We start from the raw sequence: 26,891 nt of genomic DNA, 5'->3' as shown, positions 1-26,891 counted from the left end.
CTCCTATCGTACCAGCGAAACCCTGAGGGTATAGCGATTATCCGCCAGGGGGTCGGAACTCAGGGTCCGTACCTTGATTAGGTAGGTTCCCGGTTCCAGCCGCTGCCTGATCCGGGCGTTAAGGCTGTCCCCATCGTCATCGTTTTCAGCGATGCTGTTTTCATTGGCATCATATAATTCAAGATAACTGTCCAGCAGACTGTCTGAGGCGTTACATCTGATTTCATAGGAACCCGCCTGAGTAATGGTAAACCGCACCCAGTCAATATCCGAGGCGTCACTAAAGGTATGCTCCTGGGGGGCTCCAAGGGCAATGGGTTTTGCGGTTCCCGGTGTATTGTCGTTTTCATAGCTGTCAGGCTTGGGAGGCTCCTGAACTCTGGCATTCAGGGTGTAACGGCCCAGGTACCCCTCAAGTTCAGTAACCTTGATATAAAAGATTCCCGCCGGAACAACGGCTTTTGCCTGGGCATTAAAGTTGGCGCCTGAATCATCATCCTCCGCAAGCTTTTCATCTGCCCCGCTCCAAAGCTCAATGTAGGTATCCCGGCTGCCTTCGGTATAAACAACCAACTGCCCACCCCCTGCGGGAACCGTGACCCGGTACCAGTCAATATCCGCAGCGGACTGGAAGATACCGTTGGCCGGGATTCCCAGGGTGATGGTTGTTGCCTGGGAACGGGTATCGTTCGGTTCGCTGATGTCCCGGGCAAGTGTTTCGGTACGGGCCTGAAACTGGTAGGAGCCTGTAGTCTCGTTACTAAAACTGGTTACTTTAACCAGATAGCTTGTCTTTTTTTGATTGATATAATCAATTTTTGAGTTTCCCTCATCACCGCCATCATCGTCCGACGCAAGCTCGTTCCCGGATTGTGCATCATAGAGAACCATATAGGTATCCATATCGCCCTTTGTTTCTATGATAAGCTCACGGTCACTGTCTACGGTAAAGCTGAACCAGTCGGTATCATTTTCGTGGATGGTCCTGGAAATCCATGAATTGTCCGGCGTAATGAGCTGAGGGGATACCATGCTGTCCGGTTCATTCGCATCCGGTTTAACCGACTGGGCAGGGGAATTCGTTGCAAGTTGCGCAAAAACCAGGGTGTTCAAACCAAAAAACAACAGTATAGGTACATACAATCGGAATAGCATCATGGGTGAAGGGTATCATATTTTTTTATGCATGCCTATTAGTACCGCCACTTGAACCCAAAGGAAACCATGGGTATGGGCAGATCGTACACAGGGGTATACTCACTGGGTTCTTCTTCGCCGGTATAGCCATTGACCCGGGATATCCAGATGACGTCATATACCAGGGCCTGGAGGTTCTCTATGCCAAGGTATATTTCAGTGTTGACCTTGCCCTTGGGGTTGAAACGAAAGAAAGAAAACTTTACATCTACGGGCCATGAAAAACCCTCCCGCTCGTCATTGTCATCATCATCGGGACGGCCGGTGGCAAAGCCGAAGCGCAGCCCTATGTTGAATGCCTTTGAGGGCTTGAGATTAAGTATCAGGTTGATGTTGTGGTACCGGTGAAAGGATGGGTAATACCAGCCGTTTCCGGTTTTAGCGTAGCGGCTTCTGTCGGCGAACATAGTAACACCATCACTGTCGAGGGTCGGGGGGAAATCAGGCGCCGCGTTTGGATCCCGGTACTGGGCCCAGGTAAAGGAATAGGATAGCCACCCGTCCCAGTACCGGGATTCTGTTTTTTGTAGTATAAAATCAAAGCCGATGATCCTGCCGGTCCCGTTAAACCGGTAGTCGGTCACGGATATCTCTCTGTAGAGTACATTTTCGCTCTCGCCTTCGTCGTCGTCATCATCATCATCATCATCATCATCATTACTACTATTATTGCTACTATTACTATAGACATTGGTTACTGTATAGGCCCGGTCAAAAACATGTTTGAAATAGCCTTCAATATTAAAACTGAATCCCCGGATAAAATCAATCTTAAGCCCCAGAAGGGAAGTCCAGGACCGGTTTGGCTTCAGTTCAAAATCATCAATATTATTACTTAGGGCAATGCTGGTAATGGCGTCATTCATGGATGAAAAAAGTCCGGTTCCGGTGGTGACACTGAGATCATCAATGATGCCCCTGTTTTTGAAAACACTGTAGTCAAGGTTGAGCCGGGGGTTAAAAACCGGCAGGGTTTGCAGAGTAAAATCCGCTCCCACAAAGTAAAAATGATCCAGCCGGAGCCCTAATTCTGCGCCGTATTTCTGGGAGGGGTTGCGGTATTCCAGCAGGGAATAAACCGACGAAGAGAACCCCTGATTCAAAACCTCCAGCTTGCGGTTTCCGGGACCTCTCCAGAAGTCCGGGCTATAATACGGCCCGGGCTCTTCAAATTGTATATGACTGTCAATGTTTTCAGTTTTAATCCACTGGGCATACAATTCCTGCAATCCCGCAGCAAAGAGGAAGCCCTCTGCGGGTTCCCAGTCAAAATCAACTCTGCCCTGATAGTTGATGGTGGTAGATATACTGTGGATATCTGTCTTTACGTTCCGGATACGACTTTCAATATCAATGTCGGACATATCGTCCCCCGACCCTTCCGTATCTTCTCCGTCTTCCGTATCTCCTTCGCCTTCAAGGTCTCCTTCAGCCGGATCTCCTTCATCAGGATCTCCGTCTCCTGGATCGGAAACCGTCGGGGGGCCCGGTTCCTGATTCATGTTGATCTTCGCAATCAGGTCGGATTCATAGAAGCCAATCCCGGCACTTGCCCTGAATAGCATATCACTGCGGGGGCTCCAGGTAAAACCGGTGATGGCAAAGGCGGTGTAGTTCATCCAATCAAAATCCAGGTCCACGTCCCGGTGGCGCTCGTCCCTGGTAAAGGTGTTCTGGTACTCTGCTCCTACCCCGTCTCCCCCGAAAAAGCCCGTAAAGTTCAGGTCCATATCGGTGGAAAACCGGTAATCCCCATTAAGGGAGAAATCCCTGATATAGGGGGCAGTAGTAATACTGTTGATTACTTCAATTTCCGGAACCCCCTTGGAAAGCTGCTGGGCTCCCAAGACAAAGGGATCCCAATAGGTTACCTTGCCTGAGGCGGAAATACCCCCCCTCCCACCCAGGGGAAAGGACAGGCCCAGGTTGGTTTCACTGGTTGAGACCCCCAGGTCCAGCTGGGTTTCCGTATGGGAAGGTTTGCGGGAAACAATTTCCAGGAGCCCGGAAATTGTGTGTCCATAACGGGCGGAAAAAATGCCGTGGGAAAGCCGGGCGCTTTCCACCATCTGGGGGACAAAGATGGAATAGGCTCCCCCCCAGTGATAGGGCTCTTCTATGTAAAAGCCGTCCATGGCTGCCATGAGATCCCCCGGGTCTCCTCCGCGGATTGAGGGCTGGGCATTGAACATTCCCGAATATCCCACCCCGGGCAGCAGTTTTATTGAGGTCATCACATCTTCGATAAACCCGATCTCCGAGGTGCGGTTCAGGGCGTCCCCAGCAATAGTAATACTGCGCCCGCTGCGGATTTCGTTCTCCTCTGGGGGAGATGCCTCGATCACCAGTTCCCGGTTTTCCATGACCCCGCCCAGGCGCAGGGTTCCTGAGAAGCGCTCCCCGGTCACCGGGATCATGAGCCGGCCGTTTTCATAACCCGGGTAGGCAATGCGTATCACCACCGGCCGGTCATCCGGGACCGGTATGCTTACCCGGCCCTCTTCGTCGCAGTAATACTCATCGCCGTCCCAGGACCGGATCACCGCCCCCTCCAGGGGTATTTCCAGGTCCGCATCGCTTACGGTAATCTCCACATCCCGGGCAAAAAGCGGCCCTAAGCAGAAAAAACAGAGAAGGATAAAGTAGGCGGTTCGGACACTTCTCATGGACACATCCCTGCATGATAATCAACAGCTGGGGTTGAAAAAACAAAACCGCAAAGTGGTTTACTTTGCGGTTAGAATCCTTTCACCGTAGGCTTACTACTTAATCGCTTTCTTAAGCGCCTCTACCTTGTCGGTCTTTTCCCAGGGGAATTCCGAACGCCCAAAGTGGCCGTAGCTGGCAGTTTTGCGGTAGATGGGCCTGCGGAGGTCCAGCTCTTTGATGATCCCCGCCGGGGTAAGATCAAAGACCTGTTTTGCAGCTTCTTCAATTTTGACTTCAGGGACCGTGGCGGTACCAAAGGTATCCACCATCACCGAAACCGGGAAGGGGACCCCGATGGCATAGGCCAGTTCAACCTCAGCCCGTTCCGCCAGTTTGGCGGCCACGATGTTCTTGGCCACATAGCGGGCCACGTAAGCGGCGGAGCGATCCACCTTGGTGGGGTCCTTGCCGGAGAAGGCGCCGCCCCCGTGACGGCCCATGCCGCCGTAGGTGTCCACGATGATTTTCCGGCCCGTCAGGCCAGTATCGCCGAAGGGGCCGCCCACCACAAAACGCCCGGTGGGATTAATGTAAAACTTGGTTTTCCCGTCCAGAAGCCCTGTGGGTTCCAGAATCGGCTTAATAATTTGATCAATAACGGTCTTTTTGATTTCCTCATAGGAAACCCCATCGTCATGCTGATGGGAAACCACCACCGCGTCGATACGTATGGGCTTGTGCCCCTCATATTCCACCGTAACCTGGCTTTTGGCATCCGGCCGCAGCCATTTGATGGTTTTGTTTTTCCGCAATTCCGTGGCCCGGAGCAGGATCTTATGGGCCAGGGTGATGGGCAGGGGCATGAGTTCCTCGGTTTCGTTACAAGCGAAGCCGAACATCATACCCTGATCCCCCGCCCCCTGCTGGCCTTTGTACTCATCAAGGCCCACGCCGGAAACTCCCTGGCTGATATCCGGGGATTGGCTGTGAATCATGTCCAGCACCGCCATGGACTGGTAATCCAGCCCGTAGGCGGGATCGGTATAGCCGATTTCCTTTGCCACATTCCGGACTACGTCCTGGAAGTCCACAAAGGTTTTCGTGGTGATTTCCCCGCCCACCAGGACCAGGGAGGTTGAAGCGTAGGTTTCGCAGGCGACCCGGCTTTGGGGGTCTTCCTTGAAGCATGCATCAAGGATAGCGTCAGAAACCTGATCGCAGAGTTTATCGGGATGGCCTTCGCCAACCGATTCCGAAGTGAAAAAATAGCGCCGATTTTCCATTACTTTCCGCCTCTTTTAAAAAATTTGTGTTTTTTCTATATCATGAATAGGTCTAATCTTAGTAAACCCACCCGTGATTATTGTAATATAATAAAGAACAAAAATAATTACTAGTGAGAAAAACGGCAGGCTTCTCAGTTTATATTTCAATTATACTACACTAATGTATAGTATATAAAAGGAAAACCGCAAATTGCTCCTACCGGTTATCAGAGCCGATACGCTTATTCGTGACGCCGGCCCTTGCCTTTCGTGTTCTTTCCACTTTTTAATGTAACTATTTTTTCATCCTGGGTAATGACCACCAGAAGTTTAGGAATACTGGTATTCCGTATTTCAAAGGGTTTAAGAAAATCGGCAACTAATTCGGCCATTTTAGCCGGATGCAGGGGCATATCATGCTGGAACCAGTCTATGACCACCCTAAGGCTGCCGCCGAGTTGGAATTTTACCATATACCTGAATGACAAATAATCTTTTTTTGTTAATTTGTTTTTATATAAATCAGATATTATATCTTCCCACTTTTTAAAATAAGAATAAAATAAATGTTCGGTTTCATCTTTGAATAATTTTTTTAAATTTTCTTTGTGTTCAATTATCTGTTCGAACCGCAGCGTTGCGATGACCTTGTTTGTTTTATCGTGGTTTGAGATATTCTTTATCCGTATCAAATGAGCCGTAAAAATGTCATCCAGGTACTGAATAACAATATCGTCCTTGGTGTCATAATTACGGTAAAAGGTCTGACGGGCGACCCCGGCTTTTTTGGTAATATCCGAAATGCCTATCTTTTCATAGGGCTTTTCATCCAACAGGATGAGCAGGGCTTCCAGGAGCCACCCCCGGGTCCGTTGAACCTGACGGTTGTCTGTATTCACTTTATGCAACACTTATGCCCCCTTTGTCCATTCTTGCATCAAAACTATTGTCTCTTTAACAACAAGATAATACGTTTGTAACATCTTGTGCAAGTGTAACATTCTAAATTGGGAGAAATGATGGATAAAATATACAAGCATCCCGTTCTGATCGTGGTAATCATAGGGATAATCACCCTGTTCTTTGCCCTCCAGCTTCCCCGGGCGGAGCTGGATAATAACAACTCCCGTTTTGTTCCGGATACTGATCCGGCAAAAGTAACAAACCGTTTGATTGACGATACCTTTGGCGGTTCATCCTTTATCCTTATCGGCCTGGAGCGGAAATACGGCGATATTTTCGACGCCGGTTTCTTAAGCAGGATCCGGGATTTTAATAACTGGGTTGAAGCAATAACCATTGTGGGGGATGTCAACTCCATAGTCTCATCCAAATACATAGCGGGGGTTGGGGATTCCATTGTGGTTGAAAAGCTGGTGGGTGATGATTTTACCGGCACAAGTGCGGAAATTGCCGAACTTAAGCGGCGGATCCTCTCCTGGGATATGTACCGCCATTCCCTGGTTTCCGATGATTTTGCTGCGACACAAATCCTTGTCTCCCTGGATATCAGTGATGATGATATGAGCAATAGGGATGTTGCGGATGAATTTCTTAAAATTCGTGACATGGCGCAGGAAATGTTTTCCGGCATGGCGGAAGTCTACGTTACCGGACTGCCAATAATTTCTGAAACCATTAACGAATCAATGGGTGCTGATCTGGTTCTTATGATTCCCCTGGTAATTCTGGTGGTACTGTTAGTGCTGTTCTTTTCTTTCCACCGCCTTACTGCGGTATTGCTGCCCCTGCTCACGGTGGTAATTGCCGTCATCTGGTCCGTGGGAGCCATGCCCCTCTTTGACATTAAGCTGTCGATTATTTCGACGGTATTACCGGTAATTCTCATTGCCGTGGGAAGCGCCTATGGTATCCATGTAATAACCCACTATATTGAGGATATTGGAAGCAAATCTCTTAATGCCGAAGAACACCGCTTTCTTGTTATTGCCCTGATGCGGAAGATCCGAAAGCCTATTTCTCTTGCCGCCCTAACCACCTTCGCCGGTTTCTGCTCTTTTTGCTTTACCAAGGTTGTCCCCATCCGGGAATTTGGCTTCTTTTCCAGCTTCGGCGTGATTGTTTCCTTTGCCGTATCAATGACACTGATACCTGCTCTGCTGCTCCTTCGCGGCCCGCGCCCCCTGCGGAAAGTTGAAAAAAAGGAGGAAGCCGGGGAAACCAACCGGGTGGTTACGGATGTTTTTCTAAGCATAGTCCGGAAAAAGCGTACCGTTCTTATCTTTACCTCACTGATTGTACTGATATCGGTATATGGAGTATCAAAAGTTATCATTGACAATGTGTTTATCGAATATTTTAAGAGCAACACAGATATTGCACGTTCCGACAAGTTTATCCGTGATAAATTCGGCGGATCAAAGGTAGTAAATGTGGTTTTTGAGGCGGATAATTCTGAAACCCTCCTTATGCCCGCAAGCCTTAGTGCTATGGATGGTCTCAATACCTACCTTGAGAAACGCATAGCTGAAACCGGTAAAACCATGGGATTTACGGATCTGATTAAACGGATTAATCAAGTGTTTAACGCCGATGAAAGTCCTGGGGGGATACGAAAGAATTATACAGTAGGTGAAGGCCAATTTGACAGTTTTGGTTTCGGCGGAGAAACGGGCTTGGGATTCGGAGAATGGGATGATGCGGGATTTACGGACCCAGAAACGATGGATGGATATGGGCAAGCCCCTTCTGTAAAAAAAGACTATACCTTTGAAGAGTTCTTTTCAATTCTCGACAGGGCTGTAAATTCCGGCGAGAACAATTCCATGAACGCTTCGGAATTTATGCGGTCCATAGCGCGGCAGATAAACTACGAAGGCGCTTCTTATTACGAAATTCCCAGGGACCCTGAATTTTATGGAAAAACAACGCCCGAGGAATTACAGCGTCTTGTTTCAAATTATCTGGTACTCCTTTCAGGAAGCATTGATTCATACTCCGACGATGCCCTTGAGCCAAGGGCAATCAAGACAACCGTACAACTGCGGACTCTGGGTATGATAGACACAGGCCGGGTTATTCAGGAAATACGGCGATTTACGGATGCCATGGCGCCGGAGAATATTAAGGTTATTATCGGAGGCACGGCGCTGGTAGAAGAGGCGCTGAATGAACTGGTGGTACATTCCCAGCTCATATCGGTTTTTATTTCATTGGGTATTGTTTTTCTTATTCTCGGCTTTTCAAATCATTCAATTATTGCAGGTGTTATCGGTATTGTCCCCCTTTCCATATCCATACTTATTAACTTTGCGGTGATGGGATTTTTAGGCATAAAACTCAATATAGGAACATCCATGGTCGCCAGTGTTTCTATCGGTATCGGCATTGACTACACAATCCACTACATGGAAGCGTTCAAACGTGAATATATACAAAGTCATGGGCGGGGAGATTTCTTGCAAAACACCTTTGCCGCATCAGGAAAAGCAATCCTGATTAACGCAATTTCTGTGGGCGCAGGTTTTGCAGTACTCTACTTTTCCCATTTTGTAATATTGAAAAATTTGGGGTTACTTATTGCATTAACCATGGGAACCAGTGGGTTGGTAAGTCTTACCGTATTGCCGGTCCTTTTGTTAACCATAAAACCAAAATTTATTTATAGAGAGGTTTAAGGAAATGAAAAACAACGTGACGATTATGCCATGCGTAATGTTCGCCCTGTTCTTTTCTATTGGATCAGTGTCTGCCCAGGCGGTAGACGCGGAAGTAATTATAGACCGATCCCGGAACAGGATACAGGCGGATACAACTTCCACTCGATCCCGTATGGTCCTCGCTGCCAAGGATGGAACCGCCAGTGAACGGGTTATGGATCAATATTCCAAAGATGGCCCCAAGGGACACAGAAAAATTATTGTATTCCAGCGTCCTGCCTCGGTGGCCAATACCCGTTTTCTCACCCTGGAAAATCCCGGAGCTAATGACGATCAATGGATTTTTCTTCCCTCCCTGGGGAAAGTGCGGCGTATAGCCTCCAGCGAAGGCTCCAATAGTTTTATGGGCAGCGATCTTTCTTATGACGATCTATCTGCCATGGACCGGGATGCAAATCTGGATACCCATCGTATAATCCGGGAAGAATCCATAGCGGGTAATCTTTGTTATGTCATTGAATCCATCTCAAAGGACAATACTTTCCAGTATTCAAAGATGATACAGTATATAGATAAAAGTACCTATGTTAATCATAAAGCGGAGTTATTTGACCGGCGCGGGACCCTGGTAAAAATTCTTGAAATGAGTGAACTAAAGGATGTGCAGGGAAGGCTTACCCCGATGGTAACAAAAATGACAACCCTGTCTGCCGGAACCTCCACCTCAATTATTGTGGACATCATTAAATATGACGATCCCATACCGGAAGGGGTATTTACCACAAGCTATCTTGAAACCGGGCGGGCGCGGTGAAATCAAAACTATTTCTCCTGATAGTTATCTTGTTCATCATTTCCGGCGTACTATATCTTCCTGCACAGGATTTCGGATTTAACAATGAAATGGATGGCGGTTCCCTTGGTCTGGCCCCATCTTTTGTACCCGCCGTAACCATAGGCGGTGAACTATCGGCGGGGCTTACCGGATATGGGGATGATTTTTCGGACATTGGAAAAACAAATTTAGGGGATGTTCTTAAGGGTAAACTTAACTTCACTGTTGCAAGCACTCACGCAGATGGGACAATCAACCTGAAACTTGCCCCGGTCTTTGATGGTTCCGCCTCACCGCTTACTATTGATGAAGCCTACCTCCGCGCTTATTTTGGCGATTTTAGTCTGGAAGGGGGCTTGCGTAAACTTACCTGGGGCAAGGCAGACAGTTTTGGTCCCCTGGATGTGGTAAACCCCCTGGATTATTCAGATTTAAGTCTCATGGGCGCTGTTGGGGATATGAAAATTGCCCGTCCTATGCTGCACGGTTCATACCAATTTGGGGCATTTACAAAACTGGAGGGGGTCTTTATTCCCACATTTCAGGGCCACCGTTTTGCCCTGGAACAGGGAAGCCGTTGGGCGCCCTCCCAATTTACCGATATATCCTCATCTTTTCTGTCCGCAATTTTAAGCAAGCCAGAAATGGGCACAGGGACGGCGGCTATCGGGAAAGGCATGAATGATCGGATGGGGCGGTTTCTGTCTAATGACATGACAAAGGAAACACAAATTTTGTCATTTCTTGAATATGCCCAAGCAGGTCTTAGGTTTACTGCGACAATTGGGTCCTCTGATCTTGGAATACAGTATTTCTATGGCAATTTATTCCGTCCTGGCATAAGTATTAAAGGGATGTCAGGATTCCAAAACGCCCTGAGCGTTGCAGCGGCAGGAGAGTTTCAAGAAACTGCGGTAAAGGATGCATTTGATACGCTGCAAATCAAGGTTCGTTATAACCGTTATCATCAGGCGGGAATTGATTACGCACAGGTACTGGCAGGGTTTAATATCCGTGCAGAGGCGGCAATACTGCTTACCGATGATCTTGAAGGGGACAAGGGTGATGTTTATAATCCCCAGCTTGCATGGTCCCTGGGGTTTGACCGGGATCTTTTTTTGGGTATAAACCTAAATTTACAGGCAACTGAAACCATACGCTTATTTCACGATAAGCTAAATGGCGATCCCTTGCTTGATATTGAAGCCGGGAAAGAACTGAGTTCTACCAGACTTACTACGGTACTTGCACGGAAATTTCTCAGGGATGAGCTTGAGATAAAGGCGACCGGTCTTTGGGGCATTGAGGACAGGGATTTTCTCATTCTCCCTTCAATAGCCTGGATTAAAAACGATGTTACGGTTGAACTTTCAGGAGGCCTCTTTGGGGGGGACGAACAAGGGGAATTGGGGCAGTATGGGGACAATCATTTTATTAAGGCGGTGATGGGGTATAAGTTTTAGGGGTTAAACTCAGAACAAAAAATTTACATTTTGCTCACAAAGCATATTTTTACCCTCTTGACAAATCAATCAAATAGATATATAATTGATTTAGTAGCGTTAGAGGAGGGTAGGTGGCATATTCAACTGAATTTTCAAGGGCAATCACAATCGGCATTTTGATTAACATAAAAATGGAGGAGTTTGGATTCGAATATGTATCGACAAAGGTTCTTGCCAAACAATTGAAAATACCTGCTCCAACGGTTGTTAGAATACTGAAAAGCCTTAATGCGGCTGGAATCACCACGACAAAGGAGGGCTCTAAAGGCGGAGTCCTTTTGGCAAAGCCGATTGCAAAAATTACCTTATTGGACATTTTTTTGGCGCTCGAACACGGGCATTTATTTAAGACTGAAATTGATTTTATAGTTGAAGACTCTCGGATCGAGCAGTTTAAAGAAGTTTTAATGGGTCGTATGCAAGATGCGGAGGACGCAATGAAGCAATCGTTAGCAAAAACAACCCTTGCAGATATTGCTAAAGACATTGTTGCCGCCGTATATGAAAAGTAACAATTGGGTGAATAGTGCTTCAATAAATAATCGGCTTCTTGATATTCGCAAGGCGAAAGGTCTTACCCAAGAAGAATTTGCGGATAGGATAAAAATAAGCCGATCCATGATTAGCTCCATCGAGGAAGGGCGGCGGGAGATAAAGGACCGCCTTATTTCTATGGTCTGTTTTACCTTTGGAGCCAATGAGCATTGGATTAAAACCGGCAAAGGAACCATGTTTGATACTCCGCAAAATGAACGACTAGAACATATTATTTACCATTTTAATAATTTAGACGAAAACTCCCAAGATTTTATTTTACAGCATCTAGACCTGCTTATTGAGTACCAGAAAAAAGCGGGTATCAAGTAAGGTCTTGCGGCCCGATGGATTCATTTTTATATAACTGTCAAGTTATATAGTTCACCAGGTTTTCTCTCCTGGCGCCCGCTTTAGGATTCTCCGCCGCTTTATATCCCAATGCAATTGAATAAATTGGTTTATATCCTTCAGGTATGTTTAACGCTTTTATTATTTGTTTGCCAGCTTCTGTATTTGCGAGTTGGGGAAACCCACTCACCCAAACTGATCCGATATTTAAGGATTCAGCGGCAATCAGCATATTTTCACCGGCAAGGGCGCAGTCTATATCGGGTGACAATGAATTTTGATCGCCAGAAATCACAATGACAGGAAGAGCATTGTAAAATAGGTGAGGTCGCTCTTTCCCTATTTTTTGTAAAAACGGAATGGGCATTTCTCTATACACAGCTTTTATAGCTTCAGATATTTCGCCAATTACTTTTTTGTTTTGAATGACCGTAAAGTGCCAAGGTTGGTGCCCACCTGAGGAAGGCGCATACATCCCGGCTTCCAAAATAACCTCAAGTTCAGAACCCTTGATTTGCTCTGGTTTGAAATCTCTAATACTGCGCCTGTTTTTTATGACTGATAAAGTTTCATTCATTGATAGATCCTCCAAAATATTTCTTATTGATTTCCAAAAATATTCTTTTATTCTTATTTTGTCAATCATAATAATACAATTGAACTAATTTTTCTGTGTAATAGGAATGCATCGTTTAACTTTTTTGTACAGTGTACAATCAAATGAATAATGCAATGTGGTAAAATAAACCAGATGAATAATATAAACAATCAGACTGTAAGTATATTATGAAATATACAAAGATTGTCGTTATGGCGGCTTTAATTGGGTTCGCCTGTATTGGAAGCATTTTCGCCCACGGCGGGCATGGTAGAGGCTGGCGGTCGGCAATAATGCCGCCGCTGGTTACCATAAAAAAAACCGCCGCCGAAAGGAGGAAACGGCGGCGGCAATGAAGAGAAATGTATGGAGGAGATCTATTCAATAAGGAAACAAAAGATCCGTTTCAAGTCCTATAATAGGTTGTTTTATACTTCGCCATCACCAGGCAGCCTCTTTATAGAGCTAAAGTAACCTGCCCAATCCGAGGCATAAATAGGGGTTCCCTTAACTTGAGAGGATTAGCCTCTTCTGCCACAATCCTCTCGTAATCGTTGTGAAAGCAGCTACCTTACAGGAGAGTTTTTATGCGTATGGCTAATCCTATACCTCCGCCACAGCCCCAATCTTCCCCTGTCCCGTCCTATCCCGACAAAGCGAAATCCCCCAGGAAGCCAAAGTAACCTCTGCCTTGTGGTTAATCTCATCAACAGATAACCCCTCATTTTCGTCCTGGACCTTTAAGTGTATAGCATGAATTTCTTTCGATACCTCAAGAGAATCCTTCAAAGCCGGAACATTCCGCCGAAGCCAAAGGCTGAGGTTCCCCTCCGGATCATCGGTAATCCGGGGACCTGTACCGTCTTCATAAATCTAGCTCCTTCCACAGGACGGTATATCCCGATACCGTCAAAATCTCCCCGAATATTGACCTTCTTGACCTTTTCTGCCGCAAAGGCGCAAAATGGAGGATTTTGGCTTGCCTGTCTCCCCAAAACCTGGTATGTTTTAGAAAAAGGTAACGAAATGACCATCAACGTCAAACCCGTGCAGCCCACACATATAAAGGGAAAAGGCATTTATTTTTTTCCTTGACAAGCAAGGGGCAAACCCTGTATATTTTTAGTAGTGATCGTGTTGCGGAGGTTATTAACCAAGGCGACCGGAGGGGCCCTGAAGGGCTCCTTTTTTTTAACCAGAGGATACCATGCCGGAAAAAAAGCCCTTTTTAACCTATGAACAGCAGATACGCAAACTTCGGGACGAAAAGGGTCTTGCCATACCCGATGAAGCTCATGCTATAGACATCCTTACCCAAATCGGCTATTTCTCCCTCATAAACGGCTATAAAACCCCCTTCAAAGACACCGTTACCAGACAGTACAAAAGCGGCGCAACCTTTACCGACATTGAAAATTTGTATTATTTCGATGAAGCCCTCCGGGAGTTATTTTTCAAGTACCTCCTGAAAGTGGAGCAAAAACTCAAATCCCATATATCCTATTATTTTAGCGAGGAACACGGTAACTCAATCGACGCCTATACTAGCCTGTATAACTATGATTACCAGGACCCCAAAAAAATATCGGAGATATTCAGGCTGTTAGGCGAAATTAACCGGGTTATTACCGCCAACTTCAATGCGGTTAATCTGAATCACTATATTGTAAACCACGAGAATATCCCCCTCTGGGTCTTGATGCGGAAACTGACCTTCGGCAATGTATCAAAAATGCTTGATATGCTTCCCATGCTGCTGCAAACAAAAATCAGCAAAAACTACACCTCTTTAACCAGTACACCGCAGTTATCCGCAATCATCAGCCTTTTGGTATTGTTCCGTAATACCTGCGCCCATAATGACCGCTTGTATAACTATACGGTAAACAAAGGCAAACTGCCGTATTTACAGCTCCATAAGGAACTTGGCGTACCCCGCCTGGCAAATGGTGATTGCGCCTACGGGAAACAGGACTTGTTCGCCGCAGTCATTGCGCTCCGGTATCTGCTGGAAGATACTAATTTCTCCCGGTTTTTTTGTAACCTGGAGGATATAATCAAAAACCACCCGGACAATGCCGCCTTCCCCAAACCTGAGTTGATTAAAAGTATGGGCTTCCCGGACAATTGGCATGAAGCGGCATTGTTGCCGGTGTAAGGTAAAATAAATTTTCAATTTTATGATTTGCCTAAAGATAGTATTGTTTGAGTAATTATACCATGTAAAACTGCTAATTGTTCAAAATTATATATTTTTATTGCATTTTTATCATAGAGAATTTGTAATTTTGAAGGGAACTCATCATCCCCTTCATAAAATACTAATTTGATCGGTATTTTGGGTAATATTTTATAATTCCAACTATACTTTCCATCCCTGTTTCCTTCTTCATATTCTATGCCAAACATATTCATTATTTTTTTAAATTTGTCATAATCATTACCAAATGTATCTGCAAATTTTTTATTTGCCATTGATACCACACTACTGCTTTCCCGAAATACACCGCCGGAAAATTGTCCCAGGGCGCAATATTCATATAGTGGTTCTATATTTGCATCTGACAATATATAATATCCTAATACGCTTTTTAAGTCATATTCATAATCTTCTGATGCTGTTGTCCATATTGTTTTTTTATCAATAAGTTCTATATTGTTTTTTGAGACTTTATATATCCGATCAAAAAAATTAATTAATACAGCGTTTTCTGAGATTTGCTCTAATCCAAGCCTTTTAGCGCTATCAGAAAAATCACAATTATTCAACAAGCTTACTACCCAATTATAAGTTTTTACGCATCCTTTTTCCATCAAATCCCCCAAAAAATATTAATAAAATTGTAAATATTTCAATTTACTCTGTCATGGATGGTACATAATTTGTAATTTTATCTAATACCCATTCTGCCATATTACGTACATGTTCGTTAGAATCGTTACATGCCTTTCTTATATAAAATAAATAATTTTCATTATAATTATTCAACATTGCGTTAAGAGCATTTGTTTTCCACTTATATACATCGCCCTTACCTATATAAAAAAATTTTGAAGATATAATACCTTCTAAATAGGTATAATCCATTTCGATTATTTTTTCTAATGATATATGTTCTGCCAATTCATTTAATCGTGGGAATTGTTCATTTTCCATCCATTTGTTTTTATTAAAGGGGCAAATATCCTGACAGACATCACAACCATATATCCAATTCCCAATATTATGATTATTTGACTCTTTACTCATATCCCACCCTTCAAAGGTAGTAAGGCATGATACACAAGTTGAACGGTCCATAGAATAAGGCTCATGAAGTGATTTTGTTGGACAGGCTTTTATGCATTTGTTACAGTTATTTGGACAGGGTTTTGAATTGTCATTGTTTTTCATTTCCATATCACAATCTATCAGCCATGCCTCTAAATATACCCAAGAACCACTTTTTTCTGTATAAAAGAAATTATTCCTTCTAATTATCCCAAGCCCTGCCTTAAATGCCGCCCATCTCAGTGCGGTTAGTCCAAATTTTCTTTCCGTAGCTGTTTTCAGACCTACTTTATTTAAAAACGTTTCAAATTCAATGCTTGCCTGAAAATCTATAGATTGTTCATTTATTCTTCCGTCTACTAAATAATATTTAGCGATTAAATTTTTTAAATTATTCGGTATACTGTATTTACCATATTTTCGCACACAAACAATAATTGATTTTGCCCATGGAAAACGCTCATTCAAATTTGTAAATCGATTTAATTTTTCTAAAGTATTTTTGGTATTGGGAAATTTTATAATACGATCATTTATTTTTTCAGCATAATCATTAATTTCAGAAATATTTATAATACCACAATCTTCATAACCGAGTTCTAGTGCTTTCTCTTTTATTAATTTTTCATTAATCATATTCACTTCTCCTTATTCTTAGAGTCAGCCCGGATTAATTTTATTAATTTACAAATCCTTTAAGTCTCTTATAATTTTTTTTAATTCATTGCCATCTTTTCCTAACCGGTAAAGCAACAAATGCCCTTCGAATATGGCTAATGCACGCTCTGCAGCAATGGTTGCATTTGCTTTGGAGAAACCTGACCTTTTAAGTACATCTTCAAATATATCAGCCACACTTTTTAAAGTCGCATGATTTTTTGCGGCAATGTCAGGATCAAGAAAGGCGGTTTCCATTCCCAATACAGCCAAAGGGCACCCATATACTCCCCCCTGTTTTGCTTTCTTAACGATACCACCCACCAGCTTTTCGATAAAATCTTCCCACGTTTTGCCTTGTGCAATCCCGGAAAATTTGGTTAGTATCATTTGGCTATGATATTCTGTTACAGATATAGCTAATTCTTTTTTACTTGAAAAATAAAAATAGAAAGACCCTTTGGAGAGACCAGCTTTGGTTATTATCTCGTTTATTCCGGTTGCATTATAACCATTTTCCAGAAATAAGCGGGCGGCACATTCTATCAATTGTACTTTAGACTTTTCGCCTTTTAAACCTTTTGCATTCAGATCCATATAATCTTTCCATTAAAACAGGCATTTACAGCGGCAAATAAAACCGACTGGTCTATTAGAGTATATCATACATTGCAAAACTGTCAAGCATTGTTGAAAATCAATCTGACTAGGACGATCTGAAGATAATATACATATTATGACTATAGGAATGATATGTATATTATCTTTGTCAATCATTAAATTTATGGTAGATTTCAAGCAGATTGCGCGAGATATGGAATCGGCAGTGAAACCTTACCTGAAAAATTATCTTGTATTGTCTAATAAGGCTGCGGTATATGCAAAACCTGTACTTACCCCAATTCGCCCTGCCGTTTCCTGGAAAAATTACATCATTTTATAGAAGGCTATGGGATTCTTGTCAATGAACTAACACAACGGGCAGATATCAATTATAGCAATGGAGAAGATACCGTTACTTATTTTGGCGCCCTTTTATTCAATGACGACGAAATTAGGGAATCGAGAGATAAACTATAGATACTACACCAGCGATAATAGAAAAAATGCGTGCAAAGAAAATGGAGGGGATATGAAAAAGGGACATGAAGAAACATATAAATGGGTTGTAAAATTATTACAAAAATATAATTTTTCAGATAGCTCAAAGAGACTTGAGATTAAACAAACTTCGGAGGGTGAAGTTTTGGTTGAATTTTAAGGTGGAATATATTTAGTTAGTAAAAACGGAATTCAGCTCGCAGAACAAAAAATTATTTGGCCAAGCAATACGGAAGAATTTGATTATAACTTAAAAAGTGTTTTGGGCTATTATGTATTATCCGAAGCGTGTATTGAGCCTTTTTGCGATTTTTGTACACTTTCAAGTTTTTCAAATGAGGTATTTCGTGAAAATAATGAAAGCGATGTGCTAAACTCACGCCTATTGGGAAAAGTTTTTGGTCCCGATTATCAAAAATTTTGCAATGAGAAAAAGTCTGCTTTAATTGGGTTCGCCTGTATCGGAAGCATTTTCGCCCACGGCGGGCATGGTAGAGGCTGGCGGTCGGCAATAATGCCGCCGCTGGTTACCATAAAAAAAGCCGCCGTCGAAAGGAGGAAACGACGGCGGCAATGAAGAGAAATGTATGGAGGAGATCTATTCAATAAGGAAACAAAAGATCCGTTTCAAGGTTACAAAAAAATTATTCGAGAATTCCCTTCCCCGACGGCGCCTCATTTTGCCAAAGCGGCTCTTGCCGCTTCCAGGGCAGCGGCGTAATCCGGCGGGTTGCCGATATCCGCCACTTGCTGGGTGTACACCACCGTATTTTCCCGGTCCAGCACCACCACCGCCCGGCTCAGAAGCCCCGCCATGGGGCTGTCCACAATTTCCACCCCGTAATCCCTGCCGAAGGACCGGTCCCTCATCTGGGAAAGGGGGATGATATTGCGGATCCCCTCATTTTGACAGAACCGGCTTTGGGCAAAGGGCAGATCGCAGGAGATGCCCAGGACCACCAGCATGGGCTCCTTCTCCACCTCCTGGTTGAAGCGCCTGACCGAGGTGGCGCAGACCGGGGTATCAAAGCTGGGCACAATATTGAGGATCTTCACCTTTCTAGCCCAATTATCTAGGGTCCTGTCCCCTAACTGGCCATCCACCAGACAAAAATCCGGCGCCCGGGAACCCAAGGCAGGCAGGTCGCCGCTGGTTTTTATCATTTTTCCCCCAAATGTCACAAGAGCCATAATAACCTCCGATACAATACTATACTAAATTGTTATTCCTTTTTAAATACTGGAGAATCAATATAAAAAAATAGTCCATACTTCTAAAAGATCGGATATCCTCTCTGACAATATTGGTATATAATTAATTTGTTCTATAGTTGTAGGGGGAGTATCTATGAGAAAATGTATTATATCAGGGCTTATTGCAGCCTGCCTTATCGCCTTTATCGCCGCAGGCTGTTCCAAGGGGTCCGGGGCAAAACCAGCCCAAGCCGGGGATATCACGGTGGTTTTTGTGCCCAAGGTTACGGGGAACGCCTTTTTTGAAGCCGCCAACCAGGGCGCCCAGGCCTATGCCGCGAAGAACGGGTTTAAGATACGCTACGACGGGAGCCCCGAGGCGGCGATTGACAAACAGATAGACATCATCAACCGGGCTATCGAAGAAAAGGCGGCGGCCATCTGCATTTCCGCCCTGGACGCCAAGGCCCTGGACCCGGTGCTGAAGAAAGCCATGGCGGCGGGCATCAAGGTTACCACCTGGGACTCGGATGTTTCCGGCGACGCCCGGCAGATCATGGTCTCCCAGGGGACCCCGGACCAGCTGGGCAAGATGCTGGTAGAAATGGGGGCAAAGGGCCTTTCCAAACGGGGGCTTAACCTGAAAGGGCCGGTAAACTATGTCTGGCACTATTCCCAGGCCACAGTAACGGACCAGAATTCCTGGCAAGCCGCCGGGGAAGCCTATATACAGGCCACATACCCCAACTGGAAAAATGTGGAGGCGAAAAACTACTATAGCGACCAGGATCCTGTGAAGGCCATTGCGGTGGGGGAAGAAATACTGAAAGCTCATCCCGGGATCGATCTTATCATCTGCAACGATTCTACCTCCCTGCCCGGCCAGGCCCAGGCGGCAAAAAACCTGGGCTTTAATGCCGCGAACCTGACCATCACCGGGTTCGCCTCTCCCAACGCCATGCGGGATTTCAGCAAAGCCGGCATTATTGACCGCTGGGGCCTCTGGGACTGTCAGGTCCAGGGCGCCCTGGGCTGCTACCTGGCCTGGCAGCTGGCAATAGGCAAACAACTGCGGGTAGGCGACCGGGTGGATGTGCCTGATATAGGCACCGTGGAACTCATGCCCAATACGGTACTGGACCCAGGGGCCTATACGTCCCCTGTTTCCGCAGTGGTCCTGCTGCCGGATCGGACAGAATTTACCATCAGCAACGTGGACAACTATGATTTTTAAGAGAACCATAAAAATCCTCCTCCCGGGACTTATTCTCGGCGCAGTTATTCTGTCGTCCTGTATACAGGAAAACGACCCAGACCAGAGCGGGCCGGTTATACCGGGAGGAAAGCTTACTATCAACGAGGGTTACTATACTGCGGAAGGAGCTTCCTTCGACAATCATGGCTGGAAGGAATTTCTCACGGTTTATATCGACCATAACCGTATTGTAACGGTTGAATACGATGCAAAAAACTCAAGCGGTTTCCTCAAGTCCTGGGACATGGAATATATGCGGGAAATGAAAGCCGTAAAGAGTAACTATCCTACCAGGTATACCCGGACCTACGCAACAGCCTTGCTCAACCGGCAGGACCCGGCCAAAATTGATGTCTTAACAGGAGCCACCAATTCCTATAAATCCTTTAAGCTGCTGGCCGAGGCAGTGATTGAGCAGGCAAAGGCCGGGGACAGAAAAGTCGCTCAGGTCGAATTGCCTGAAAATTAGATCTAGAGGGGAACATGGGTAAAGAAAAAAGCATCACCACCCGTATCGCTTTTACCGCCGTACTGGTAGTTATTTTCCTCACCGCAGGATTAGTGACGGTAATGACCTATTTCATGAATTCTCTGACCGATGAAATCTTGATCCATGTGCTGCAAACCACTGCAAAAACTGCGGCCCGGAATGTAGAGAGCAATCTCCATACCCTAGGGGATCGTTTTTTTATGATCCGGGATCGGAGCGCCTTTGTGAGCCGGGGATCCGGCTCCTCCGAAAGGAGGGCGATAATTGAGCGGGTCGCCTCGGGGATAGAATTTGTGTGGCTCGGCCTGTACAGCCATGACGGGGTGCTTCTGGACGGCAGCGAAGATTCTCCCCGCAGTATTTCCGGGCGGGAAATATTCCACCGGATCAGGGAAACTGACAACCTGGTGATCAATGACACTTCAGTGGGGAACAGCGGCCTGGAGATACTCATGGGTATACCCCTGCTTTCCGATTCCGGGGAAACGATGGTCGATGACAACTCGGCTGCGCGGGAAACTTCGTTGCAAGAGGAAGCCTGGTACCTGGTGGGAAGTTACCGTTACGACATACTCAGCGATGTGCTGCACAGCATCAATATCGGCGCCCGGGGTACCGCATTTATCATCAACGAATCGGGAAAACTGATTGCCCACCGGGATCAAGGCCGGGTTTACAGCAGTGAGCTGGTCACCGAAAGCCTGGGGTCGGGCCGGGAAGCGCTGGAAATAGTGGAACTGATGAAGCAGGGCCAGTCCGGCTCCGCCAACATAGCCGGGGCTGGTGAACGGATCTTTATCAGCTTTGCCCCGATTCGGGGAACCCTCTGGTCTCTGGGCATACAGGCACCACGGCTTGATTTTATCGCTCCCCTCCAGCTGGCCATCGTGGTAAGCATCATCATTATGATTGCAGCAATCCTGTTCTTCATCCTGGTCTTCCATACCGCCCTCAAGCGGATACTTACCACACCTTTGGGGAAAATTACCGAAAGCGCCCATATGCTTGCCTTGGGAAAATTGGATGCCGCCCTGCCCAAGGATATTACAAACCGGCGGGACGAAATCGGCCGCCTGGGCTTTACCTTTATCTCCATGGCCCAAACCATCCATACGGTGATCAAGGATATTGCCGGCCTCTCCAATGCGGCCCAGGCAGGTTCACTGAACGTGAGGGCGGACCCAACCCCCTACCAGGGGGACTATCACCTGATCATCACCGGAATAAACGCCATGCTGGACATCATTTGTTCCCACCTCAACGTCATGCCCAATGCCCTGGCCCTGTTTGACGGGAACAGAAAATGTATCTACCTTAACCAGACCATGGTAGATATACTCTTAAGCCACCAGCTTAACGCTGATGATCCTGACCTGCTTTCTTCTATACTTGCGGCGGAGAAAATTTCCACTGTCAAAAAAAACCACCTGGAGCTCCTGACAGCCCTGGCCTCATCCCTCTTTATTGTGGGATCAAAAAATGGCGACACCTGCAGCGCAGAATTGGTGATTCCCGATTCCATGGAGGAAGATCGCAGTTATACCATGACCCTGCGGCGGATAAATGGTGGTCCCGGGGGCATTGAAAACTCGGGCCCGGTCTGCGTTATGATGATCCTCAGCGATGTTACCATGCTTGCCCGGGCCAGACTGGAGGCGGAAGCCGCAAGCAGCGCCAAGAGCAATTTCCTGGCGAACATGAGCCACGAAATGCGCACCCCCATGAACGCCATCATCGGCATGACCTCCCTGGCAAAATCTTCCACCGAAATTGAACGGAAGGATTACTGCCTTGAAAAAATTGAAGGCGCCTCCATCCACCTCCTGGGGGTCATCAACGATGTGCTGGATATGTCAAAGATTGAGGCGAATAAATTCGACCTCTCGGATACGGATTTCAATTTTGAAAAGTTGATCCAGCGGGTGGTTAATGTTATTAACTCCAAGATGGAAGAGAAGCGGCTGGACTTCAATATACACCTGGATGGGGATATACCGCCATCCCTGATTGCGGATGAGCAGCGGTTGGCCCAGGTGATCACCAACCTTCTTTCAAATGCGGTTAAGTTTACTCCCGAAGAGGGGACCATAAAACTGAAGGCCTCGTTTATAAAAGAGGAAAAAGGAATCTGCACCATCCTGGTGGAAGTGACCGATTCGGGTATTGGGATCAGCGAAGAACAGCAGGCCAAACTCTTCGCCTCCTTCCAGCAGGCGGATTCCAGCATATCCCGGCGCTTCGGCGGCACCGGCCTGGGGCTTGCCATATCAAAGCGGATCGTGGAGATGATGGGGGGCGCCATCTGGGTAAAATCAAAACCCGGCGAAGGCTCCACCTTTGGCTTTACTATTCAGACAAAGCGGGGCAGCGAGACCCGGCAGAGCCTCCTCAACCCCGGGGTCAACCGTAACAACCTCCGCATCCTGGCGGTGGACGACGATGGAGACATACGGGACTGCTTTGTAGAATTTATGCGCCAACTTTCCCTCCAGGGGGACACTGCCTCAAGCGGCGATGAAGCTTTGGCACTGATCGAAAAAAACGGGCCCTACGATCTCTACTTTGTGGACTGGAAGATGTCCGGCATGGACGGGGTGGAACTTTCCCGGCGCATCAAAGAGGGAAGCACGGGGAATTCGGTAGTAATAATGATATCTGCAGCGGAGTGGAACATTATTGAAGGGGATGCAAAGAAAGCCGGGGTGAATAAATTCCTCTCAAAACCCCTGTTTGCATCTTCTGTGGCTGATATCATCAATGATTGTCTGGGCCATGAAGAGGCGGATACAGACAAAGACGCCGCCGTTACGGACAACTTCAAGGGCTTCCATCTCCTTCTGGCGGAGGACATTGATATTAACCGGGAAATTGTAATGGCCCTGCTTGAGCCTACGGAAATTGAGATCGACTGTGCGGAGAACGGCGCTGAGGCCCTGGCGCAGTTTACAGAAGCCCCGGATAAATTTGACATGATCTTCATGGACGTACAGATGCCCGAGATGGATGGCTACGAAGCCACCCGCCGCATCCGCGCCCTGGATACCGAGTGGGCAAAAAAAGTGCCCATAGTGGCCATGACCGCCAATGTATTCCGCCAGGACATAGAACAGTGCCTGGCCGCCGGGATGAATGATCATGTAGGCAAGCCCCTGGACTTCAGCGAGGTATTACTAAAACTGCGGAAATACCTCTCCCGGCGGGTATAAAGGAACCTGATGAAGCAAAAACAACCCTACGCTATCATCCATGAGGACAGCAATATTACTGCTGTCAATAAATCTGCGGGCATAACCGTTAGCGGCGACCGCTGGGACGAATCCCAGGACAGACTGGACAAACTCCTGGAAGTCCATTACGGCAGCCGGGTCTACATAGTCCACCGCATTGACCGGGACACCTCGGGGCTGATAGTCTTCGCCCGAAACGAAGAAACCCATCGTCGCCTCTCCAAAGCCTTTGAGTCCCGGGAAGTGCAGAAAACCTACTTCGCCATTATCCACGGCCGCCCTTCCTGGACTGAAACGGACTGTGATCTCCCCCTGGCCCCGGATGGGGACAAGCTCCACCGCACGGTTGTTGATAAACCGCACGGCAAAAAATCCTTTACCAGCTTCCGCCTTCTCCTCTCTGCGAGCAGCTATTCTGTGGTAGAGGCAAGCCCCGCCACAGGCCGTACCCACCAGATACGGGTCCACCTGGCCAGCCTGGGCCACCCTGTAGTCTGCGATCCCCTCTACGGCGCCAGGAACAGCCCGAAGCCGGTGTACCTTTCTTCTTTTAAGAAAAACTGGCGCGGTGATCCCCTGGATGAAAAGCCCCTCCTGGAAAGGCTGGGCCTTCACGCAGCAAAGCTGGTGCTGCCCTCAGACGAGGAAGCGGGGCTGGCTGGGGAGAACAGCGCCCTTACCCTGAGTGCGCCGCTGCCACGGGATATGGCAGCCATGGTTAAGCAGATGGAGAAAGTTTCAGGGAAAAAGCTTAGCGGTTAAATTTGAAATTTCTGATGTGAACACCATTCCCTTGACATGGTTCTCCAGGTATACTAGGCTTTGATCTCCATGATGCTACCGCAATCGGCATTATCGGATCCGCCGATGGGCCTGTGGCAATTTTGATATCCCAGATTCTCAAGTCACAATATATCGGCGCCATTGCGGTGGCGGCCTATTTATACATGGCCCTGGAGGAAGATCCCGGGAACTTTTATTGTAAGCGACATTATTATAGTTATGGTACTAGTGCTTTCAAAACTTATAAAGAGTAAAGACGACGTAAGAGAGCACACAGACTAATTATCGTCTTTTCCGTGTGCTCCCCTACGTGCTCATTCCTACTTTGAATTGCCCTTAGGCATTAATGCAGGGATGAAATGTCTATTTCTGTCCATGCGCTATAACCCGGCAACCCGGTGTTTGCCCCGAATTGGCCATTGCGGTTTGAGCCTGCGGCCCAGAGTTTGCCGTCCTCGGTCACCGCAAGGGTATGGTCGAATCCGGCGGCTACACGGGCGACATTTTCCAGAACTTTCACAGCCCTGGTCTGGGCGATGAGCCCGTTTATGCCCAGCTGTTTTCTCCGGTTGTTCCCGGCAGCCCACAGGGTTCCGTCACTTCCCAGTATCATGGAATGGGTTTCTCCCAAGGAGACATATACCACGCCGGTTAGGGGGTTCCCCGCAGAATCAATAACAGGCTTAAATGAATTCTGATTTGTGAGATTCCCCACACCCAGCTGTCCAAGTTCATTGTACCCCGCAGCGAAGAGCCTGCCGTCTTTTTTCAGGATCATGGTATGGTTCAGCTTTCCTGCAAATACCAGGGAGTTATCGCTGCCGGCATCTGCAATCAGGGTCAGGCCGTTTTTGGTATTGGCGGTAGTACCTGTTCTGCCCAGCCAGCCATTACCGGCGGCATAGAGGGTTCCGTCATTTTTAATAGTCATAACGTAGTCCTCACCTGTGGACACGGATAGTATACCATCCGCAATTTTTTCAAAGGTGAGCTGCATGCTGCCGTTGCCGTTTCCCAGGGCCCCGTAATACCGGCCCCCGGCTGCCCAATATTCGCCATTTTCCGTCAGCAGGGCTGTTTGGTTTTTGCCGGCAGATACAGATGCTATCCGGACTGCGGGGATGGCATCGCCGTCAATAGTATACAGGGGTATGACCGGAAGAAGGGCGGAACCATGGTCAGCTTTATTGCCCAGCTTACCGGCATCGCTTTTTCCCCAGCCCAGGGTAGTCCCGTCATTCAGGATGGCGAAAGAATGGTCTTTACCGGAAATCGCTGCCTTTATTCCGGCGCCGGCGACAGCTCCGCTAACCGGGACAAACTGCCTCTGGGGTACCGTAGTGCCGTTTCCAAGCCTTCCATCGGTGTTGTCCCCGGCGGAATAGAGCCTTCCGCTTTCAGTCAGCAGGGTAGAAAATTTTTCTCCCGCAGAGACGAAAGGGAAAACCTCTTTCCACTGGGCATACAGTTTTATTGTTTTTCCATTCTTAGGTATGGATGAGCCTGCTTCAAAATTGTCGCCTGTCCCGTCAGAACTGGTATTCCACCCGGTAAATTGGTAACCCACCCGGTACAGGTCCCCGCGATCCTTTAAGGTAACAGTAGTACTGTTTTCATCATCCTGACTTTCCGATATCAGGGTGGTACCCCAGGTGTTGCCATTACCATAATAGTAGATCGTCTGTTTTCCCGAAATACCGGGAACATCAGGGTCGGAAGGATTAGCCGGATCAGAAGGATTAGCCGGATCAGAAGGATTAGCCGGATCAGAAGGATTAGCCGGATCGGAAGGGTTGCCCGGATCAGAAGGGCGGGCCGGATCGGAAGGATGGACCGAATTGGATGAACCCCCCGGACCGGAAGGTTCAGCAGGGGATGTTGGCGAAGAACAGGCCCAGAACCCCATACTCAGAGCGCAGAGGATTGGAAAAATCCATTGCTGCTTCATAGTTACACTCATAATAATACCTCTTATAATATCCGAAAGGTACCGTACCTTTTGTAATCGGATTATTGCGCCTATATAGTTTTAGTAAATGGTTCATCACTTTTTGTTCAGCCAGGGAAAAACGGATTTTGTATCAAACCCTTTAACCGGTACAGGGATAATACGGAAGCTATAATTTTCCTGCTGTCTCAACAGGAATAATAAAACATATACCTGATAGGCATTGAGTAAATGTACTAATCCTAACTCAAATAATCAACATTAAAATTAAAAAATAAAAAACCCAAAGACAGTAAAAAATCAAAACGAATTTTTTCACAATAGAATTTATTTGTTATTTTTTAAGAAATTGTATAATCATTTGCTATTGAAGTGAAAAGTTGTAATCATACAAAAATACTAACGGGAATC

General features: G+C 46.6%; 23 protein-coding genes. 13 read left to right on the top strand and 10 right to left on the bottom strand.

Annotation, left to right across the window (positions count from 1 at the left end):
• Positions 1-3: 3 nt before the first annotated feature.
• The 4 genes from TREPR_RS14200 to TREPR_RS14185 form a co-directional block, all read right to left on the bottom strand.
• The gene (locus TREPR_RS14200; protein WP_015709034.1) at positions 4-1,158 is read right to left on the bottom strand and encodes a PPC domain-containing protein; all 1,155 of its coding nucleotides are present in this window, start codon (positions 1,156-1,158) and stop codon (positions 4-6) included.
• A 35-nt stretch (positions 1,159-1,193) separates the two neighbouring features.
• Complete coding sequence (locus TREPR_RS14195; protein WP_015709033.1) at positions 1,194-3,863, bottom strand: TonB-dependent receptor plug domain-containing protein; 2,670 nt, start codon at positions 3,861-3,863, stop codon at positions 1,194-1,196.
• Between the two features lie 96 nt (positions 3,864-3,959).
• Entirely contained in the window at positions 3,960-5,129 is a 1,170-nt protein-coding gene (gene metK, locus TREPR_RS14190) for a methionine adenosyltransferase (protein WP_015709032.1), read from the bottom strand.
• A 224-nt stretch (positions 5,130-5,353) separates the two neighbouring features.
• Entirely contained in the window at positions 5,354-6,022 is a 669-nt protein-coding gene (locus TREPR_RS14185; protein ID WP_015709031.1) for a TetR/AcrR family transcriptional regulator, read from the bottom strand.
• A gap of 105 nt (positions 6,023-6,127) precedes the next feature.
• Between TREPR_RS14185 and TREPR_RS14180 the strand changes: the two genes are divergently transcribed.
• The 5 genes from TREPR_RS14180 to TREPR_RS14160 all read left to right on the top strand — a co-directional run bounded on the left by TREPR_RS14180 (position 6,128) and on the right by TREPR_RS14160 (position 11,938).
• On the top strand, positions 6,128-8,749 hold the full coding sequence (locus TREPR_RS14180) for an efflux RND transporter permease subunit (protein WP_041611223.1): 2,622 nt from the start codon (positions 6,128-6,130) through the stop codon (positions 8,747-8,749).
• A 4-nt stretch (positions 8,750-8,753) separates the two neighbouring features.
• Entirely contained in the window at positions 8,754-9,545 is a 792-nt protein-coding gene (locus TREPR_RS14175) for an outer membrane lipoprotein-sorting protein (RefSeq protein WP_015709029.1), read from the top strand.
• Entirely contained in the window at positions 9,542-11,029 is a 1,488-nt protein-coding gene (locus tag TREPR_RS14170; RefSeq protein ID WP_015709028.1) for a DUF1302 family protein, read from the top strand. The genes TREPR_RS14175 and TREPR_RS14170 overlap by 4 nt, the downstream gene beginning before the upstream one ends.
• 113 nt (positions 11,030-11,142) lie before the next feature.
• Positions 11,143-11,583, top strand: coding sequence for an RrF2 family transcriptional regulator (locus TREPR_RS14165; protein WP_041611221.1), 441 nt, complete (start codon positions 11,143-11,145; stop codon positions 11,581-11,583).
• Positions 11,573-11,938: a helix-turn-helix domain-containing protein gene (locus tag TREPR_RS14160; protein ID WP_148257324.1), complete on the top strand. Its 366-nt coding sequence runs from the start codon at positions 11,573-11,575 to the stop codon at positions 11,936-11,938. The genes TREPR_RS14165 and TREPR_RS14160 overlap by 11 nt, the downstream gene beginning before the upstream one ends.
• Positions 11,939-11,975: 37 nt before the next feature.
• Here the strand turns inward: TREPR_RS14160 and TREPR_RS14155 are convergent, their stop codons facing one another.
• A complete protein-coding gene (locus TREPR_RS14155) occupies positions 11,976-12,533 on the bottom strand; it encodes a nitroreductase family protein (protein ID WP_041611220.1) in 558 nt (185 codons plus the stop codon).
• Positions 12,534-13,761: 1,228 nt separating this feature from the next.
• Between TREPR_RS14155 and TREPR_RS14140 the strand changes: the two genes are divergently transcribed.
• Positions 13,762-14,712 (top strand): Abi family protein, encoded by a 951-nt coding sequence (locus TREPR_RS14140; protein ID WP_015709022.1) that lies wholly within the window; start codon positions 13,762-13,764, stop codon positions 14,710-14,712.
• Between the two features lie 20 nt (positions 14,713-14,732).
• On the opposite strand, the gene TREPR_RS14135 is transcribed toward TREPR_RS14140, so the two are convergent.
• From TREPR_RS14135 to TREPR_RS14125, 3 genes are read right to left on the bottom strand one after another with little or no spacing between them, the layout of a single operon-like run.
• On the bottom strand, positions 14,733-15,368 hold the full coding sequence (locus TREPR_RS14135) for a DUF3786 domain-containing protein (protein ID WP_015709021.1): 636 nt from the start codon (positions 15,366-15,368) through the stop codon (positions 14,733-14,735).
• A 43-nt stretch (positions 15,369-15,411) separates the two neighbouring features.
• Positions 15,412-16,461, bottom strand: coding sequence for an epoxyqueuosine reductase (locus tag TREPR_RS14130; protein ID WP_015709020.1), 1,050 nt, complete (start codon positions 16,459-16,461; stop codon positions 15,412-15,414).
• 48 nt (positions 16,462-16,509) lie between these two features.
• A complete protein-coding gene (locus tag TREPR_RS14125; RefSeq protein WP_015709019.1) occupies positions 16,510-17,079 on the bottom strand; it encodes a TetR/AcrR family transcriptional regulator in 570 nt (189 codons plus the stop codon).
• Between the two features lie 279 nt (positions 17,080-17,358).
• On the opposite strand from TREPR_RS14125, the gene TREPR_RS19290 reads away from it, so the two are divergent.
• Positions 17,359-17,562: a DUF2284 domain-containing protein gene (locus TREPR_RS19290; protein WP_081468714.1), complete on the top strand. Its 204-nt coding sequence runs from the start codon at positions 17,359-17,361 to the stop codon at positions 17,560-17,562.
• Positions 17,563-17,614: 52 nt separating this feature from the next.
• Positions 17,615-17,743 carry a hypothetical protein gene (locus tag TREPR_RS19155; protein ID WP_015709017.1) on the top strand — a complete coding sequence of 43 codons (129 nt, stop codon included), beginning with the start codon at positions 17,615-17,617 and terminating at the stop codon, positions 17,741-17,743.
• Between the two features lie 515 nt (positions 17,744-18,258).
• Here the strand turns inward: TREPR_RS19155 and tpx are convergent.
• Positions 18,259-18,774 (bottom strand): thiol peroxidase, encoded by a 516-nt coding sequence (gene tpx, locus TREPR_RS14115; RefSeq protein WP_015709016.1) that lies wholly within the window; start codon positions 18,772-18,774, stop codon positions 18,259-18,261.
• 157 nt (positions 18,775-18,931) lie between these two features.
• Between tpx and TREPR_RS14110 the strand changes: the two genes are divergently transcribed.
• From TREPR_RS14110 to TREPR_RS19285, 5 genes are read left to right on the top strand one after another with little or no spacing between them, the layout of a single operon-like run.
• Complete coding sequence (locus TREPR_RS14110; protein ID WP_015709015.1) at positions 18,932-20,011, top strand: substrate-binding domain-containing protein; 1,080 nt, start codon at positions 18,932-18,934, stop codon at positions 20,009-20,011.
• A complete protein-coding gene (locus TREPR_RS14105; protein WP_015709014.1) occupies positions 20,001-20,501 on the top strand; it encodes an FMN-binding protein in 501 nt (166 codons plus the stop codon). Before TREPR_RS14110 ends, TREPR_RS14105 begins: the two co-directional genes overlap by 11 nt.
• Positions 20,502-20,515: 14 nt before the next feature.
• On the top strand, positions 20,516-23,728 hold the full coding sequence (locus TREPR_RS14100; RefSeq protein ID WP_015709013.1) for a response regulator: 3,213 nt from the start codon (positions 20,516-20,518) through the stop codon (positions 23,726-23,728).
• Between the two features lie 9 nt (positions 23,729-23,737).
• Positions 23,738-24,511, top strand: a complete 774-nt coding sequence (locus TREPR_RS14095) for an RluA family pseudouridine synthase (RefSeq protein WP_015709012.1) — start codon at positions 23,738-23,740, stop codon at positions 24,509-24,511.
• Positions 24,512-24,561: 50 nt separating this feature from the next.
• Positions 24,562-24,786: a sodium ion-translocating decarboxylase subunit beta gene (locus TREPR_RS19285; RefSeq protein ID WP_201765787.1), complete on the top strand. Its 225-nt coding sequence runs from the start codon at positions 24,562-24,564 to the stop codon at positions 24,784-24,786.
• Between the two features lie 89 nt (positions 24,787-24,875).
• Here TREPR_RS19285 and TREPR_RS14090 read toward each other — a convergent pair whose 3' ends face one another.
• A complete protein-coding gene (locus tag TREPR_RS14090) occupies positions 24,876-26,492 on the bottom strand; it encodes an InlB B-repeat-containing protein (protein ID WP_148257321.1) in 1,617 nt (538 codons plus the stop codon).
• Between the last annotated feature and the right edge of the window lie 399 nt (positions 26,493-26,891).

The sequence above is a fragment of the Treponema primitia ZAS-2 genome (assembly GCF_000214375.1).
Lineage (GTDB): Bacteria > Spirochaetota > Spirochaetia > Treponematales > Breznakiellaceae > Termitinema > Termitinema primitia.
This window is presented reverse-complemented; position numbering and strand designations above follow the sequence as displayed.